This is a genomic window from Acidaminococcus sp. CAG:542, assembly GCF_000437815.1.
Classification (GTDB): Bacteria; Bacillota; Negativicutes; order Acidaminococcales; family Acidaminococcaceae; genus Acidaminococcus.
Genome location: NZ_FR902102.1, coordinates 5,815 through 21,579, shown reverse-complemented (window position 1 = coordinate 21,579; position 15,765 = coordinate 5,815). Strand labels below are relative to the sequence as shown.

At 59.4% G+C, this 15,765-nt stretch carries 15 protein-coding genes; 13 read left to right on the top strand and 2 right to left on the bottom strand.

Annotated elements, in window-relative coordinates:
• From QVO43_RS09010 to QVO43_RS08990, 4 genes are all read left to right on the top strand, one after another.
• The coding region (locus tag QVO43_RS09010; RefSeq protein ID WP_288174856.1) for an SLC13 family permease at nt 1-1,037 on the top strand (1,037 nt) is incomplete at its 5' end.
• Nucleotides 1,038-1,233: 196 nt separating this feature from the next.
• The gene (gene greA / locus QVO43_RS09005) at nt 1,234-1,752 is read left to right on the top strand and encodes a transcription elongation factor GreA (protein WP_022488187.1); all 519 of its coding nucleotides are present in this window, start codon (nt 1,234-1,236) and stop codon (nt 1,750-1,752) included.
• Nucleotides 1,753-1,778: 26 nt separating this feature from the next.
• A complete protein-coding gene (gene lysS / locus QVO43_RS09000) occupies nt 1,779-3,767 on the top strand; it encodes a lysine--tRNA ligase (protein WP_022488186.1) in 1,989 nt (662 codons plus the stop codon).
• Nucleotides 3,768-3,822: 55 nt separating this feature from the next.
• Complete coding sequence (locus tag QVO43_RS08990; RefSeq protein WP_022488185.1) at nt 3,823-5,169, top strand: MATE family efflux transporter; 1,347 nt, start codon at nt 3,823-3,825, stop codon at nt 5,167-5,169.
• Nucleotides 5,170-5,233: 64 nt separating this feature from the next.
• On the opposite strand, the gene ilvD is transcribed toward QVO43_RS08990, so the two are convergent.
• A complete protein-coding gene (ilvD, locus tag QVO43_RS08985) occupies nt 5,234-6,901 on the bottom strand; it encodes a dihydroxy-acid dehydratase (protein ID WP_022488184.1) in 1,668 nt (555 codons plus the stop codon).
• A 93-nt stretch (nt 6,902-6,994) separates the two neighbouring features.
• A complete protein-coding gene (locus QVO43_RS08980) occupies nt 6,995-8,734 on the bottom strand; it encodes an Rqc2 family fibronectin-binding protein (RefSeq protein ID WP_022488183.1) in 1,740 nt (579 codons plus the stop codon).
• Between the two features lie 103 nt (nt 8,735-8,837).
• Here QVO43_RS08980 and QVO43_RS08975 point away from each other — a divergent pair, with 103 nt between their 5' ends.
• The 9 genes from QVO43_RS08975 to QVO43_RS08935 all read left to right on the top strand — a co-directional run.
• Nucleotides 8,838-9,461, top strand: coding sequence for a hypothetical protein (locus QVO43_RS08975; protein ID WP_022488182.1), 624 nt, complete (start codon nt 8,838-8,840; stop codon nt 9,459-9,461).
• A gap of 12 nt (nt 9,462-9,473) precedes the next feature.
• Nucleotides 9,474-10,370, top strand: coding sequence for a YicC/YloC family endoribonuclease (locus QVO43_RS08970; RefSeq protein ID WP_022488181.1), 897 nt, complete (start codon nt 9,474-9,476; stop codon nt 10,368-10,370).
• Between the two features lie 20 nt (nt 10,371-10,390).
• Nucleotides 10,391-10,681 (top strand): extracellular matrix/biofilm regulator RemA, encoded by a 291-nt coding sequence (remA, locus tag QVO43_RS08965; RefSeq protein ID WP_022488180.1) that lies wholly within the window; start codon nt 10,391-10,393, stop codon nt 10,679-10,681.
• Nucleotides 10,674-11,321, top strand: a complete 648-nt coding sequence (gmk, locus tag QVO43_RS08960) for a guanylate kinase (RefSeq protein WP_022488179.1) — start codon at nt 10,674-10,676, stop codon at nt 11,319-11,321. Before remA ends, gmk begins: the two co-directional genes overlap by 8 nt.
• Before the next feature lie 14 nt (nt 11,322-11,335).
• The gene (gene rpoZ / locus QVO43_RS08955; RefSeq protein WP_022488178.1) at nt 11,336-11,557 is read left to right on the top strand and encodes a DNA-directed RNA polymerase subunit omega; all 222 of its coding nucleotides are present in this window, start codon (nt 11,336-11,338) and stop codon (nt 11,555-11,557) included.
• Nucleotides 11,558-11,570: 13 nt separating this feature from the next.
• Nucleotides 11,571-12,770 (top strand): bifunctional phosphopantothenoylcysteine decarboxylase/phosphopantothenate--cysteine ligase CoaBC, encoded by a 1,200-nt coding sequence (coaBC, locus tag QVO43_RS08950; protein WP_022488177.1) that lies wholly within the window; start codon nt 11,571-11,573, stop codon nt 12,768-12,770.
• 89 nt (nt 12,771-12,859) lie between these two features.
• Nucleotides 12,860-13,336 carry an LURP-one-related/scramblase family protein gene (locus QVO43_RS08945; protein WP_022488176.1) on the top strand — a complete coding sequence of 159 codons (477 nt, stop codon included), beginning with the start codon at nt 12,860-12,862 and terminating at the stop codon, nt 13,334-13,336.
• Nucleotides 13,337-13,538: 202 nt separating this feature from the next.
• The gene (locus QVO43_RS08940) at nt 13,539-14,954 is read left to right on the top strand and encodes a hypothetical protein (RefSeq protein ID WP_022488175.1); all 1,416 of its coding nucleotides are present in this window, start codon (nt 13,539-13,541) and stop codon (nt 14,952-14,954) included.
• A 13-nt stretch (nt 14,955-14,967) separates the two neighbouring features.
• Nucleotides 14,968-15,765 (top strand): hypothetical protein (locus QVO43_RS08935; protein WP_288174852.1); only part of this gene is annotated, 798 nt, incomplete at its 3' end.

Sequence of the window (15,765 nt, the reverse complement as noted above, 5' to 3'; positions counted from 1 at the left end):
GGGCGGTGCCTCCTTCCCGGGCTCTGGTGGGGGCCCTCAACCTGCCGGTACTGGCCCTTCTGTTCTGCCTTATGGGGGTGATCGGGGGTCTGCGGGAAACGGGCTTCTTTGACAGGCTCCTGGACCATCTCCTGGAAAGGCTGTCCACCACCCGGCAATTGGGGGCGGTGCTGGTGTTTGCCTGCTTCTTCGGCAGCATGTGGGTCACCAACGACGTGGCCCTGATCACCTTCGTCCCCTTTGCCCTCCTCAGCCTGGCCGGGCAGGCAACGGAAAAACAGACAGCCCGGATCATCATCCTCCAGACCCTGGCCGCCAACCTGGGGAGCATGGTCACCCCGGTGGGGAATCCCCAGAACCTGTACCTGTACTTCCATTATCAGATGGAACTGGGGGGATTCCTGGCCCTGCTGCTGCCCTACACCCTGGTGTCCCTGGGGATGCTGGCCCTGGGGGTGGTCCTGTGGGTGCCCTGCCGGCCTCTGGAAAAACGGGGGAGGGGGGAACCCGGGAAAGGGAGCCCCGGGAAATACGGAAAGCTCCTGGGGTTCCTGTTCTGTCTGTGCCTTTTGACCGTGGCCCATGTGCTGGACTGGCGGGTGACCCTGGGGGCGGTGCCCCTGGGGATCCTGGCCGTCCGGCCCCGGTGGTTCCGGTGGGTGGATTACCGGCTGCTGGGGACTTTTGTGGCCTTTTTTGTGCTGATCGGGAACCTGGGCCAGATCCCGGCCTTCCGGCAGCTGCTGATTTCCTTTCTGGAGGGGCGGGAATTTTTTACGGCCCTTCTGGCCAGCCAGGTGATCAGCAACGTGCCGGCGGCGGTGCTGCTGTCCGGGTTCACGGACAACGGCCGGGCCCTGGTGCTGGGTACGGACATCGGGGGCCTGGGGACCCTGATCGCCTCCATGGCCAGCCTGATTTCCTACGGGTATTATGTACGCCGGTACCCCTGGCTCCAGGGATATTATCTGAAGGCATTCACCCTGGCCAACCTGGCCTTCCTGGTGCCCCTGGCGGGGATGGCAGCGGTTCTGTAGGGGCCCGCCCGGAGAGGGCCCATCGATTCAACGCCAAATGGGTCCGCATTTGGCCTCCCCCGGCCATTGACAATTGACCATTGACCATTGACGGCCCCGCCCCAGCGGGGCCTTTCCCATTGACAACCCCCCGGAAAAACTCTATAATTTACAAGATATGGTAATAGCCAAAAAGCCTATAAAGGAGTCGTGAAACATGGCTGAACAAACAATTTTGACCGAAGAAGGTCTCAAAAAATTAGAAGATGAACTGGATTATCTCCGTTCCGAGAAACGGCAGCAGGTGGCCGAACGGCTGAAGGTGGCCATTTCTTACGGGGACATCAGCGAAAACTCCGAATATGACGATGCCAAAAACGAACAGGCCTTTGTGGAAGGCCGGATCCTGACCCTGGAAAACATGATCCGGAATGCCAAGATCATCAAGGATTCCGACATTACCAAAAACGTGGTTTCCCTGGGCTGCAAGGTGAAAATCGAAGACATGGAAACCCATGATCAGGAAGAATACACCGTGGTAGGGACCACCGAAGCCGACCCTATGGCCGAACCGCCCCGGATCTCCAATGAATCCCCGGTGGGCAAAGCCATCCTGGGCCAGAAGGTGGGTTCCGTGGTGAAGGTCACCACCCCCATCGGTGAACTGGACTACAAGATTGTAGCCGTAAGCCGTCCCGGCGCTGCCAAAAAGGCTGCCGCCAAGGACGCAAAATAATTTCGCAAAGAATCAGGAGGGTTTTCATGTCCGACGAAAAGAAGAACCAACCGGACGTAGAGAAGGAAGCACTGGCGGACGAAGACGTCAATGAACAGATGCAGGTCCGTCTGGATAAAATGCACAAACTGGAAGAAAAGGGCATCCTGCCCTTTGGCCATGCCTATCAGTGGACCCATCACACCAAAGAAGTCCATGACCAGGTGGACGCCATGGAAGCTGCCGGCACTGTAGTGAAAGTGGCCGGCCGTCTCCTGGCCATCCGGGGCCACGGCAAGACCTGTTTCATGGATCTCCAGGACAAGACCGGCAAGATCCAGCTGTATGTCCGGAAGGACGAACTGGGCGAAGAAGCCTACAGCGTGGTGAAACTGCTGGATATCGGGGATATCGTAGGGGTGGAAGGCACCGTGTTCAAGACCCATATGGGGGAACCCTCCATCCGGGTCCAGAAACTGGAATTCCTCTCCAAGGCCCTGAAACCCCTGCCGGAAAAATGGCATGGGCTGAAAGATAAGGAAATCCGCTACCGTCAGCGGTATGTGGATCTGATCGTGAACCCGGAAGTCCGGGATGTGTTCGTGAAACGGACCCAGATCATCAAGTGCATTCGGCAGGTGCTGGACGACCAGGGGTATCTGGAAGTGGAAACCCCTGTGCTGAACACCATCTCCGGGGGCGCCACCGCACGGCCCTTCATTACCCATCACAATGCCCTGGACATCGACCTGTATCTCCGGATCGCCACGGAACTGAACCTGAAGCGTCTGGTGGTAGGGGGCCTGGAACGGGTGTACGAACTGGGCCGGGTGTTCCGGAACGAAGGGATGGACATCAAACACAACCCGGAATTCACCACCCTGGAATGTTATGAAGCCTTCGGGGATTTCAACACCATGATGGACCTGACGGAAAAGATCGTCACCACCTGTGCGGAAAAGGTCCTGGGGACCCTGAAGATCCAGTATGAAGGCACGGAAATCGACCTGACCGGGCCCTGGCCCCGGATGTCCATGATCGACGCTGTGAAGAAATACAGCGGCAAGGACTTCACCGGCGTCAAGGACGTGGAAGTGGCCCGGCAGCTGGCCAAAGAAGCCGGTGTGGCTGTGGAACCCGCCTGGGGCGTGGGCAAGATCATCAACGCCTTCTTCGATGAATTCGTGGAAAAGAACCTGATCCAGCCCATTTTCATCACCGGCCATCCCAAGGAAATCTCTCCTCTGGCCAAGAGCAGTGTGGCGGATCCGGACATCACCGACCGTTTCGAAGGGTACATCTTCGGCCGGGAACTGTGCAACGGCTTCACCGAACTGAACGATCCTCTGGACCAGAAGGAACGGTTCGAAAAACAAGTGGAAGAACGGAATGCCGGGGATGACGAAGCCGGGATGATGGACGAAGACTTCATCAACGCCCTGATGCACGGCCTGCCTCCTACAGGGGGCCTGGGCATTGGCATCGACCGCCTGGTAATGTTCCTGACGGGGGCTGTGTCCATCCGTGACGTGCTGCTGTTCCCCACCATGAAGCCTCTGGACGGTGGGAAGAACGAAGCAGCCAAGGCCCCTGCTGCTGCTCCTGTGGCAGCCGAAACTGCTGCAGCTCCGGCTTTCGAAACGGTGGCACCGGAAAAGATCGACTTCTCCAACGTGACCATCGAACCGCTCTTCACCGACTATGTGGATTTCGACAAGTTTGCAGACTGCGATTTCCGGGTGGTGAAGGTGAAGGACTGCTTCGCCGTGCCCAAGAGCAAGAAGCTGCTCCAGTTCACCCTGGACGACGGCACCGGCACCGACCGGACCATCCTCAGCGGCATCAAGGCCTACTACGATCCGGAAGACCTGATCGGCAAGACCTGTGTGGCCATTGTGAACCTGCCGCCCCGGAAGATGATGGGCATCGAATCCTGCGGGATGCTGCTCAGCGCGGAACATATGGAAGGGGAAGAACGGAAACTCCATCTCCTGATGTTGGATCCCCATATCCCCGCCGGCGCGAAATTGTGCTGATAAAAAGGGCTGTTGCGTGAGCAACAGCCCCTTTTTTCTATGAGGTGTGACAACCATGCAAAAAGACATGACCCGGGGACCCATCCTTCCCCTGATCCTGGAATTCCTTTTCCCCATGTTCGTGGGCAACGTGTTCCAGCAGCTGTACAACATGGCGGATATGATCATCGTAGGCCGGTATGTGGGGGCCGGGGCTCTGGCGGCCGTAGGCTCCGCCGGCACCCTGATGTTCCTGGTCCTGGGCTTTGCCCTGGGGATCACCGCCGGCTTCGGCATCCTCACCTCCCAGCGGTTCGGGGCCAGGGATGAGGCCGGGGTCCGCCGGAGCGTAGCCAACGGCACCCTTCTGGCGCTGCTCCTTTCCCTGGCCATGACCCTTTTGAGCACCGCCGCCGTGCCCTGGCTCCTGGAACTGTTGAACACTCCGGCGGATATCTGGAACGATGCCCGGACTTACATCACCATCATTTTCCAGGGGCTTTTCACCAACGTATTCTACAACATGGCTTCCGTGTTCCTCCGGTCCGTGGGGAACAGCAAAGCCCCGTTGTTCTTCCTGGTGTTTTCCGCCTGCCTCAATGTGGGGCTGGATCTGCTGCTGATCATCCAGTTTGGCATGGGAGTGGCCGGGGCGGCCCTGGCCACGGTGGTGAGCCAGGGGCTCTCCGTGCTCCTGTGCCTGGTGTACATCCTGAAAAAAGTGCCGGTACTGGTGCCTGAGAAACAGGACTGGGGACTGTACCGGTATGAGACCCGGGAACAGCTCCGGATGGGGGTGCCCATGGCTCTTCAGTTTTCCATCACCGCCTCCGGAATCATGATTGCCCAGTCTGCCATCAACCTGTTCGGTTCCACCGCTGCCGCGGCTTATACGGCGGCTTCCAAGGTATCCATGCTGCTGACCCAGGGGTGTCTGTCCATGGGCCAGACCATGGCCACCTATGCAGGCCAGAATTTCGGCCGGGGAGACCTGGAACGGATCCGCCTGGGGGTGAAGAAATCCCTCCGGGTGATGGCCCTGTATTCGGTGCTGGCGGCGGTGGTGCTCCACTATCTGCTGCCCTGGCTCATGGGCTTCTTCTTTTCCGGGGATACGGACCCGGCGGCCCTTATGCCCTGGGCCCAAACCTATGGAGACATTGCCATGTGGTTCTACCTGCCCCTGAGCAGCATCTTCATTTACCGGAACGCCATGCAGGGGGTGGGGTACGCCCTGGCGCCCACCCTGTGCGGGGTGGTGGAACTGGCCGCCCGGGGCGGCACGGCCCTTCTGGGCATGCACACCCACAGCTACGCCATCTCCGCCGCCTGCGACCCCATGGCTTGGCTGACCGCCGGCCTGTTCGCCTGGTGTGCCTGGCAGTGGGTGATGAAGGATATGAAGAGAAAAAAGGGGGTGTGAAAAGATTCACACCCCAATCGTGGAAAAAAAGACTGGCGCCGCAGGCGCCAGCCTTTTTTTATCCTCAATTATACTTCAGCACCGCTCCCTGTGCTGCGGAGGACACCAGGGAAGCGTACCGGGCCAGGTAGCCCTTCTTCACCTTGGGTTCCGGGCACACCCAGTTTTCCTTCCGTTTGGCCAGCTCTTCGTCGCTGACCCGCACGTTCAGGGTCCGGTTGGGGATATCGATGTCGATGATGTCCCCTTCTTCGATCAGGGCGATATTGCCCCCTTCCCGGGCTTCCGGGGAGATGTGGCCGATGCAGGCCCCCTGGGTGGCTCCGGAGAACCGGCCGTCAGTGAGGAGCGCCACGGATTTCCCCAGGCCCATGCCGGTGATCACGGCGGTGGGGTTCAGCATTTCCCGCATCCCCGGGCCGCCCTTGGGCCCTTCGTAGCGGATCACCACCACATCACCCGGGTTGATCTTCTTGCCCACAATGGCTTCGATGGCTTCGTCTTCGGAGTTGAACACCCGGGCGGGACCGGAATGTTTCAGCATTTCCGGAGCCACGGCGCTTTCCTTCACCACAGAGCAGTCCTGGGCGATGTTCCCTTTCAGCACGGCGATGCCCCCGGTTTTCCGGATGGGGTCCTTCACCGTGTGGATCACTTCCGGACGGAGAATCTTGGCGCCCTTGATGTTCTGGCCTACGGTCTTGCCGGTGACGGTGAGGCAGTCCTTTTCAATGAGTCCGTGCTTGGCCAGTTCGTTCATCACTGCCCGGATGCCCCCGGCTTCTTCCACATCCACCATGTGGAAGGTGCCACCTGGGCTTAGCTTGGTCAGGTAGGGGGTCTTCTTGCTGATTTCGTCGAATTCTTCCAGGGTCAGGTCCACCCCGGCTTCATGGGCAATGGCCGGCAGGTGGAGGCAGGTATTGGTGGAGCCCCCCATGGCCATGTCTACGGTAATGGCGTTCTTGAAGGCCTTGGCGGTCATGATGTCCCGGGGCCGGATGTTCTTGGCCAGCATTTCCATTACCTGTTTCCCGGCCTGTTTGGCCAAGGCGATCCGGGCACCCTGGTAGGCGGCAGGGATGGTGCCGTTGCCCGGCAGGCCCATGCCCAGCACTTCCGTCAGGGAGTTCATGGTGTTGGCGGTAAAGAGCCCGGCACAGGAGCCGCAGCCCGGGCAGGCGCAGTGTTCGATGGCAGACAGTTCCTGTTTGCTGATTTTCCCGGCTTCAAACCGGCCGGCGGCTTCGAACACGGTGCTGACGCTGATGTCCTTCCCCTGGTACCGGCCCGGGAGCATGGGGCCCCCGCTGACCACCACCGTAGGGATGTTCAGCCGGGCAGCGGCCATGAGCATCCCGGGAACGATCTTGTCGCAGTTGGGGATCAGCACCAGGGCGTCAAAGGCATGGCCGTTGGCCACCGCTTCGATGCTGTCCGCCACCAGCTCCCGGCTGGCCAGCGGGTATTTCATCCCGTCATGGCCCATGGCGATCCCGTCGCAGATACCGATGGCAGGGAATTCAATGGGGGTGCCGCCGTTTTCCAGCACACCATATTTAACGGCCTTGGCGATCCGGTCCAGATCCATATGGCCGGGAATGATTTCATTCTGGGCATTGCAGATGCCGATGAGCGGCTTTTTCAATTCATCTTCCGTATATCCCATGGCATAGAACAGAGAGCGGTGGGCCGCCCGGGTGGAACCTTTTTTCACTGTTGTACTTCTCATAGTATTCCTCTTTTCCCTCATGTACTGGCGTTTCCGCCGTAATATAACCAATACTGTAACACGATGGAAAAAGAGTGTCAACGAAAAGCAGAATCAGTCCTTTTTGACGTGGACAGTTGTACAAGGTTTTACATATAGGGTGGTCTGGCCCGTGTAGATCACGAATCCGGGCTTGGCTCCGGAGGGCTTTTTCACCAGCCGTTTCTCTGCATAATCCACCGGCACCCGGTCGGCGTTCCGTCCCTTGCTGTACCCGGCAGCCAGCTGGGCGGCGGCCAGGATGTCCTCTTCCCGGGGCTGGGGCAGGGTGGTCTTTAAAATCACATGGGACCCGGGGATGTTCTTGGCATGGAACCACAGGTCGCTGCCCCGGCCCAGCTTGAAGGTCACATAATCGTTCTGCCGGTTGTTCTTTCCAATATAAAGGAAGGTGTCCGGGGTGAGCTGGACCTTCAGGGGGGTGGACCGGCTCTGGGAAGGCTGTTTCTTCCGGGGCTGGGGCAAAAGGCCCAGGGAGATGATCTCCTGTTTGATCTCCCCGATCTCCCCTTTGGTGGAGGCGGTTTCCAGGGACACTTCCAGGCTCTGGAGGTATTCCAGCAGATCGTTGGCCTCTTTCTGCTGCTGCCGGATCTCTCCCACCGCCCGTTTGAACTTGTTGTACCGTTTGTAGTAGGCCTGGGCGTTTTCCATGGGGGTCAGTTCCGGAGCCAGGGCGATCTTCAGCTTCTTTCCGTCGTAGAGACTGTCCAGTTCACAGGAAGTCTGGCCCTTTTTCAGGGACCAGCCGTAGGCCATCAGGGTGTCCGCCATGATCTTCTGGGTTTCGGCGTTTTCCGCTTTGGCCAGGTCCTGGGCCAGGTATTTCAGCTTCTTTTCCGTCTTGGCTTCCTGGCTGGCCACCACCTTGGTGAGCAGGTCCTTTTCCGGAATCTGGACCGGCACCAGGGAAGCGCTGTAGGCCTGGGCCGCCAGCAGGGAGGGGAACACCTTCCGGGTCCATTCCGGATGGGTCTGGGGCTCATAGGGCACCAGGTTCTTCATCCGGTTCCGGCTGTCGATCTGGGCCACCACGGTCGGGTCCGTGCCTTCCAGACGCTGACGGATCTCCTGCTGGATGGCTCCGATGGCCTGTTCCACCTTTTGGGCCCCTTCCAGGTCCATAAGATTCACCGGTCCCGTAAAGCCGCTGCGCAGTTCCACTTCCTGGGCGGTGTATTTCCCGATCCCCTGGGTGGCGGCAATGAGCCCCTGGACCAGACTCACATCCCCCTGGGCCACAGCAGCCTCCCGGATGGCGTGAGGGTCCGCCTGGAGAAAATCCAGGCCTTCCTGGGCAGGGGGCAGGGTGTAGGGCAGGTTGGGAAGGATCTGCCGGACCCGGCTCTGGGCTTTTGTTACATGCCGGAGAGCGTCCAGGATGATTCCCTTTTCGTCGGTGAAGATGATGTTGCTGTTCTTCCCGGTAAGTTCCAGGATCAGGTGTTTGGTGATGATCTTCCGTTCCGCCCCGATGAGATCCACATCCAATGTGAGGATCCGGTCCAGGCCCTTTTGGGTCACCCGGGCGATCCGGCCTTCCTCCAGGTGCTTCCGCAGCAGCATGCAGAAGCTGGGGGGCAGGTCCGGCCGCTCCGGCAGGGTCTCCGGCAGGGTGATGAGAGGGGAGGCCCCGTTCATGTCGATCAAAAGATTCACCGTACGGTTCAGCCGGTTCACCTGCAGCAGCAGGGATTCACGGCTGGGCATGAAGATCTTGAAAATTTTTCCGCCGCTTAAAGCTCCTGTCAGTTCCCGGGTCAGGAGCTGCAGGGCAATACCTTCCAGATTCATGGTTTCCTCCAATATTTGCAGTGTTTCGTTAAATTCGTTATAATATATTGATTAGTATAAACCGTATTGGACTTTTCGGTCAAACCATAGAGGAGAGGATACCATGAAAAAAATCGGAACTCTGACAGCGGCCCTGCTGCTGCTCACCCAGCCCGCCTTCGCCATGCTTCCCCTGACGCCCACCACCATCCAGGCCGCCCAGGTCTACGGCGTGGAACGGAAGGGGGCGTCCCTGGGAGAGCTGCTGGCTCCCTGGACTGTCTACGACCGGAAGCAGATGAATCCCTACGGCCTCCGGGAACGGGTGGTGGTCTATACCCCCTTCCTGACGGCGGCGGTGGATGCCCGGCAGACCGCAGCGGACGGGGGCACCCCCAGTGTGCCCCAGGGCATGAAGGTGGCCAAACAGTATGACGGAGTGCTGGCCCTGGGTCTCAACCTGAGCACCAGTGTGAAACTGGAGCCCAGGAACCTGAAACTGCGGATGTACCAGGGCCAGAATGTGCTGGAACCCTATGCCTGCAACCTGAACAATGCCTCCCAGCGGGACATGCAGATCCTCAACAAGCAGTCCGGGGAACTGGAGGACAACAATGTGTGGGATCTCCAGTACTTCGTCTATTTCGACCTGTCCAAGGTGGACCCCAACCGGACCATGGTGTTGGCGGCCACCGATGAATACGCCGGTACCCGGGAATTTGTGCTGAAGCTGCCCAATATGAACTAAGGGGGAAGGGACATGGTACAGAGCATGACCGGCTACGGCCGGGGCGCCTGGGAAGAAAAGGACTTTTCCTTCCAGATCGAGATCAAGACCGTGAACCACCGGTACGCGGAGCTGGCCCTCCGGCTGCCCCGGTTCCTGAACCCGGTGGAAAACCGGATCCGGAAGCAGTTGCTGGGAAAAATCAGCCGGGGCCATGCCGATGTGTTCGTGACAGCGGTGTATACCGGGACGGAAGGCCGTCAGGTAAAAGTTGACAAAGGGCTGGCAAAGGCTTATCATGATAGTTTGAAAGAACTTGCGCACCTGCTGGGAACCTCTGAAGAAGCCTCCCGGCAGGACCTGTTTTTCATAGCCGGCTGTGGGGATGTGCTGGTGCCGGAAGAAGGAACGGTGGATCTGGACCGTCTTTGGCCCGGGATGGAACAGGCCATCAAGGAAGCCCTGGACCGGCTGCTGGCCATGCGGAAGGCGGAAGGGGAACAACTGGCCGCCGACCTGGAAAAACGGATTGGCACCATCGAGACCCAGCTGGGGACCATCGAAACCCGGGCCCCGGAAACGGTGGCGGAATACCGGGAAAGAATCAGCGGTCAGCTCCGGGACCTGCTCCAGGAAGCCGGGGCAGGGCCTCTGGACGAGGGACGGGTGATCCAGGAGGCGGCCCTTTACGCGGACCGGGTGAATGTGACGGAAGAAACCGTCCGGCTCCGCAGCCATCTCCGGCAGTTCCGGCAGCTGCTCCAAAAGGAGGAACCGGTGGGACGGCGGATGGATTTCCTGGTCCAGGAAATGAACCGGGAAGCCAACACCATAGCCTCCAAGGCAGGGGATGCCCGGATCATCCAGACCATTGTGGATATGAAAAGCGAAATCGAGAAGGTAAGAGAACAGATCCAGAATATACAATAAGAGTAGGAGAGAAATCATCTATGGACATCAAAATGATCAACATCGGCTTTGGCAACATGGTATCCGGCCAGCGGGTCATCACCATCATCGGACCGGACAGCGCTCCCATCAAGCGGATTGTCCAGGACGGCCGTGACAAGGGTGTGGTCATCGACGCCACCTATGGCCGGCGGACCAGAGCCGTATTGATTATGGACAGCGGCCATATTGTACTGTCTGCCCTCCAGCCGGAAACCATCGCCAACCGGTTCGCCACTCCGGAAGAGGACGATGATACGGCTGCGGAAGAAAAGGAGGAACCCAATGAATAAACCTCAGGGAATTCTGCTGGTACTCAGCGGCCCCAGCGGCGCCGGCAAAGGCACCATCTGCGCCCGGCTCCGGGAAAAACGGGACCAAATGGCCTACTCGGTGTCCTGCACCACCCGCCAGCCCCGGAACGGGGAAGTGGACGGGGTGAACTACTTCTTCAAGACCCGGGATGAGTTCGAAGAAATGATCAAAAACGGGGGCCTGCTGGAACATGCTTCCGTGTACGGCAACTACTACGGCACCCCCCGGCAGTATGTGCTGGACAAACTGGCGGAAGGGCTGGATGTAATCCTGGAAATCGACCCTCAGGGGGCCCTCCAGGTGAAGAAAAGCTATCCCGACGGAGTGTTCGTGTTCATTGTGCCGCCTTCCCTGGATGAACTGTCCAAGCGGATCTACAAACGGGGCACCGACGCGGTGGACGTGATCAAACGCCGGCTCAGCGCCGCCACCAGCGAACTGGCCTACGCTTCCAAGTATGACTACATCGTGGTCAACGACGAAGTGGAAAAGGCCACCGACAAGGTGAGCAAGATCATCGATGTGGAACACCTGCGGGTGGGCCGCACCTATTACATTGTTGACGAAATCTGCCATAACGGCACCTGTGACTGCGCAGAAAACGCGCAGGAGAAGTAAAGGAGAATGTAACTATGTCCATGATTGATCCTTCCATTGACTATCTGGCTGACAAAGTGGGCAGCAAATATGCCCTGGTGATTATGGCTTCCAAACGGGCCCGGCAGCTGGTGGACCATGCACCGGCCCTGGTGAAGTGCGATTCCAACAAGCCTGTTTCCATCGCCCTCCACGAAATCGGCGAAGGCCTGGTGACCATTGCCACCAAAGAAGACCTGAAGGAAATGAAGAAATAAAAGGAGGCCCCAGGTGCTGGAAGGCAAAAAGATTGCATTGGGGGTCACCGGGGGGATTGCCGCCTACAAGGCTGTGACCCTGGTGAGCCGGCTGGTCCAGGCGGGAGCCCAGGTGCGGGTGATCATGACGGACGCCGCCACCCATCTGGTTTCGCCCCTTTTGTTCAAGGAAATCAGCGGGAATCCGGTGGCCACGGATCTGTGGGCCGGGAACGCGGAATTCAATGTGGAACACGTGGCCGTGGGCCGCTGGTGCGATGTGATGGTGGTGGCTCCGGCCACTGCCGACATGATCGGGAAAATGGCCAACGGCATTGCCGACGACCTGCTGTCCACCACTCTGATGGCCTGTGACAAACCCAAGATCATCTGCCCGGCCATGAACACCAATATGCTGAACAACCCGGCGGTGGTCCGGAACCTGGCCACCCTGCGCCAGGACGGGATCACCATCATGCCCAGCGCTGCCGGCCATCTGGCCTGCGGGGTGAACGGGTCCGGACGGCTGCCGGAACCGGAAGACATCAAATCCTTCATCGACGGGTTCCTGGCCAGCCGGGAAGGGGATCTGCGGGGCCTCAAGGTTCTGGTCACCGCCGGAGGCACCCGGGAAGCCATCGACCCGGTCCGGTTCATCGGCAACCGGTCCAGCGGAAAGATGGGCTACGCCATTGCCCGGGACGCCGCCCGGAGAGGGGCGGAAGTGTTCCTGGTATCCGGTCCCACGGCTCTCCCGGCTCCCCGGAACGTGAAGTTCCAGAACGTGGAAACCACCCGGGAAATGATGGATGCGGTGCTGGGAGCCTATCCCCAGGTGGATGTGGTGATCATGGCCGCTGCCGTGGCTGATTACCGGCCCCATCATGCGGAAGAGCAGAAAATCAAGAAAAACGACGATACCCTTACCCTGGACCTGGACAAGAACCCGGATATCTTAAAGCAGCTGGGTCAGCAGAAGACCCATCAGTTCCTGGTGGGCTTTGCCGCCGAAACCCAGCATCTGCTGGAAAACGCCGCCGCCAAGGTCAGGAAGAAGAACCTGGACATGATCGTGGCCAACGACGTGACCATGAAAGGCGCCGGCTTCAGCACCGACACCAACGTGGTGAAGCTCCTGTTCCCCAGCGGAGAGATCCGCAGCCTGGAGCTTATGAGCAAGGAAGACGTGGGAAACCATATTTTGGATATTGTACGAGACTCAGTCGGCCATTGACAATTCACAATTCACAACTGAAAAGGGGCTGTTGCATTTGCAGCAGCCCCTTTTTGTGGTACCATAGAACCAAAAAGGGAGGTGCGGCCATGAAACTCTTGTTCCGTCAACGGATCTTTTCCTGGTTCGACAGCTATGACATCTACGACGAAAACGGCAATACCGTCTATGTGGTGAAAGGCCAGCTGGCCTGGGGCCACTGTCTGAAGATCTGCGACCCCCAGGGCCACGAACTGGGCCTGGTGAAAGAAAAAATCATCACCCTGCTGCCCAAATTCGAACTGTATGAAGGCGGCCGGTACATCGGCAGGATCAGCAAGAAACTGTCCCTGTTTTCGCCTAAATTTTCCATCGATTTCAACGGCTGGACCGTGGAAGGGAACTTCCTGGAGTGGGATTACACCATCCGGGATGCCCGGGGAAACCGGGTGGCCACCATCGGCAAAGAACTGTTCCACCTGTCCGACACCTATGTAATGGACATCAACGACCCCGCTGACGCCCTCCACGTCCTTATGTTCGCCCTGGCCATGGACGCGGAAAAATGCAGCCGGGAGAAAAAGTAGGAAAAAGCAGTGAAGAGTGCAGAGTGAAGAGGGAAGAGCGGGACGGCACGGATCCGTAGAGGCCGCACAACCGGCGGCCCGCCAGAACCACGGATCCTTGACTCCAACGCCGTAGGGGCTAGCCGCAGGCAAGCCCATCCCGGCCGCCCAGAGGGCCTCCACAACGACCCACAATGAATCAATCCTTGCAAAGGAGCCACCTATGACAAACGAACCCAAAACCGAAAAACAACAGGCCGAGGAGGCCCGGTCCGCTTCCTTCCGGGCCGGGGCGGGTCTTTGGGCCGGCCAGTCCCTGGACCGGACCCTGGCGGCCCTGGAGGAGAAATTCCGGAAACCGCCCACCTACAACCGGAAACTCTACGAAGATCCCCAGGCTCTCCGGGCTGCCAAAAACCAGGCCTTCCAACAGGGGGACCCGAAGGATCCCTACACCGGCAACCTGCTGAAAATGCGGAAACAGGAGGCCAAAGCCCAGTACGGTGCTGACTGGCAGAAACATCTGGCGGAAGTGGACCATACCCAGTCCGTCCATAAGGTATTTCAGAAATACAAAGACAATCCCTGGATTACCAACGATGACATCAAGGAAGCGGTGAACCAGAAGGCCAACCTGCAGATTACCAACCGGAGCTTCAACAACGCAAAGCGGGACCGGAGCAACACCCAGATGGGCAACAACCAGGACTACCGCCGGGACAAAGGGGTCCGTTTCACCAAGGGGGGAAAAAAGCAGGCACTGGAGGACGAAGCAAAAGCCCAAAAGGCCATTGACTGGACCCTGAAGAAAAAAGCATTGGGGCACATGGGAGACGCCTTTCTCCAGTCCGGGGCCCAGGCGGCTGAGGGAGCCGCCTTGATGACCGCCTGCCTGTCCGGGGCCGGCAATGTAGTTGCGGTGATTAAAGGGGAAAAGACCACGGAAGAAGCCCTCCGGGATCTGGTCCGGGATACCGCCGCTTCCGGGGGCACCGCTTTTGCCCTGGGAGGCAGCGTGACGGTGATAGCCCGTTCCCTGTCCAGTGCCAGTTCGCCCCTGGTCCAGAACCTGGTGAAGGCCGGCCTCCCCGGCAAGGTGGTGGCCGGGGTCATGGCCGTGGGAGGTACCCTGCTCCAGTACGGCCAGGGGAAAATCACCACCGCGGAATGCATCACCCAGCTGGGGAACACCGGCTGTGCTGCCGTATGGACCGGCTATGCCACAGCTGCCGGTCAGGCCCTGATCCCTATTCCCTTTGTGGGAGCCCTGGTGGGCAGCCTGGTGGGCGGCGCCCTGTACGGCACCTTTGCTGGTCAGTTCATGGCAGCCGCCGCCGAAGCCCGTGCGGCCCGGAAACGGTACGAAACCATCGCCCGGATCACCGCCGAAAACATCGCCCGGCTCCGGGAAGAACGGGCATCCTTCCAGGCCGCCTGTACCCGGCTGTTCCAGGAACGGGGCCGGGCCATCCAGGAAGGGTACGACCAGTTTGTGCTGGCCGACCTGGAGGGGGATTTCGACCAGATGGCCGCCGGCCTGAACCGGATCGCCGGGGCCTTTGGCCAGGATCTGGGAATCCATTCCCAGGAAGAGTTCGAAAACCTGATGGAAGACGATACCAAGGATTTTGTTCTGTAGAAAGGAGAAAACCATGATTCCATTGCTTTTAGGAGCTGCTGCCCTGGTGATCGGGGGCAAGGGAGTGAAGAAGACCGTTTCCGCCGTCAGCAAAATGAATGATGCCAAGGACATGGCCCATCGGTACGAACGGCGGTCCAAGCGGGCGGAAGAAAAACGGGAAAAAGCCCGGGAACAGGCCGGAACCGCCATCGGGCAGCTGGGGGAGACCAAAATGAATATCCTTACCGGTTCCCTGCAGACCTTTGTGAAGGAATTCCGGCGGATCAAGAACGTGGATTTCCGGAACAGCGTGGGCCTGGAAGAACTGAGGGACTTCCGGCCGGACAGCCCGGCCCTGAAGGAAATCGCCGCTGCTTCCCAGAAGGCCCTGGAATTTTCCACCGGCGCCGTGGAAGGGGGCCTGGCCGGAGGCGCCATGGCCCTGGGAGCCTACGGAGCCGTAGGAGCCCTGGCCACCGCCTCTACTGGTACTGCCATTGCCGGCCTTTCCGGGGCCGCCGCCACCAACGCCACCCTGGCCTGGCTGGGAGGAGGTTCCCTGGCTGCCGGCGGCCTGGGCATCGCCGGAGGCACGGCAGTGCTGGGCGGCATCGTGGCGGCACCGGCCCTGATGGTGGCCGGCATTTTCCTGGAAAACAAGGCCGACGAAGCCATGGACCAGGCCCGGGCCTACCGGGAAGAAGTCAGGGAATTCGAAGAACGGTGCGACAGCAATATCGCCCTCATGGACGCCATCCGGACCCGGGGGGACCAGATCCGCAGCCTTTTGGACACTCTGGAAGGCCATTTCGCCGCCAGCTTGGAACAG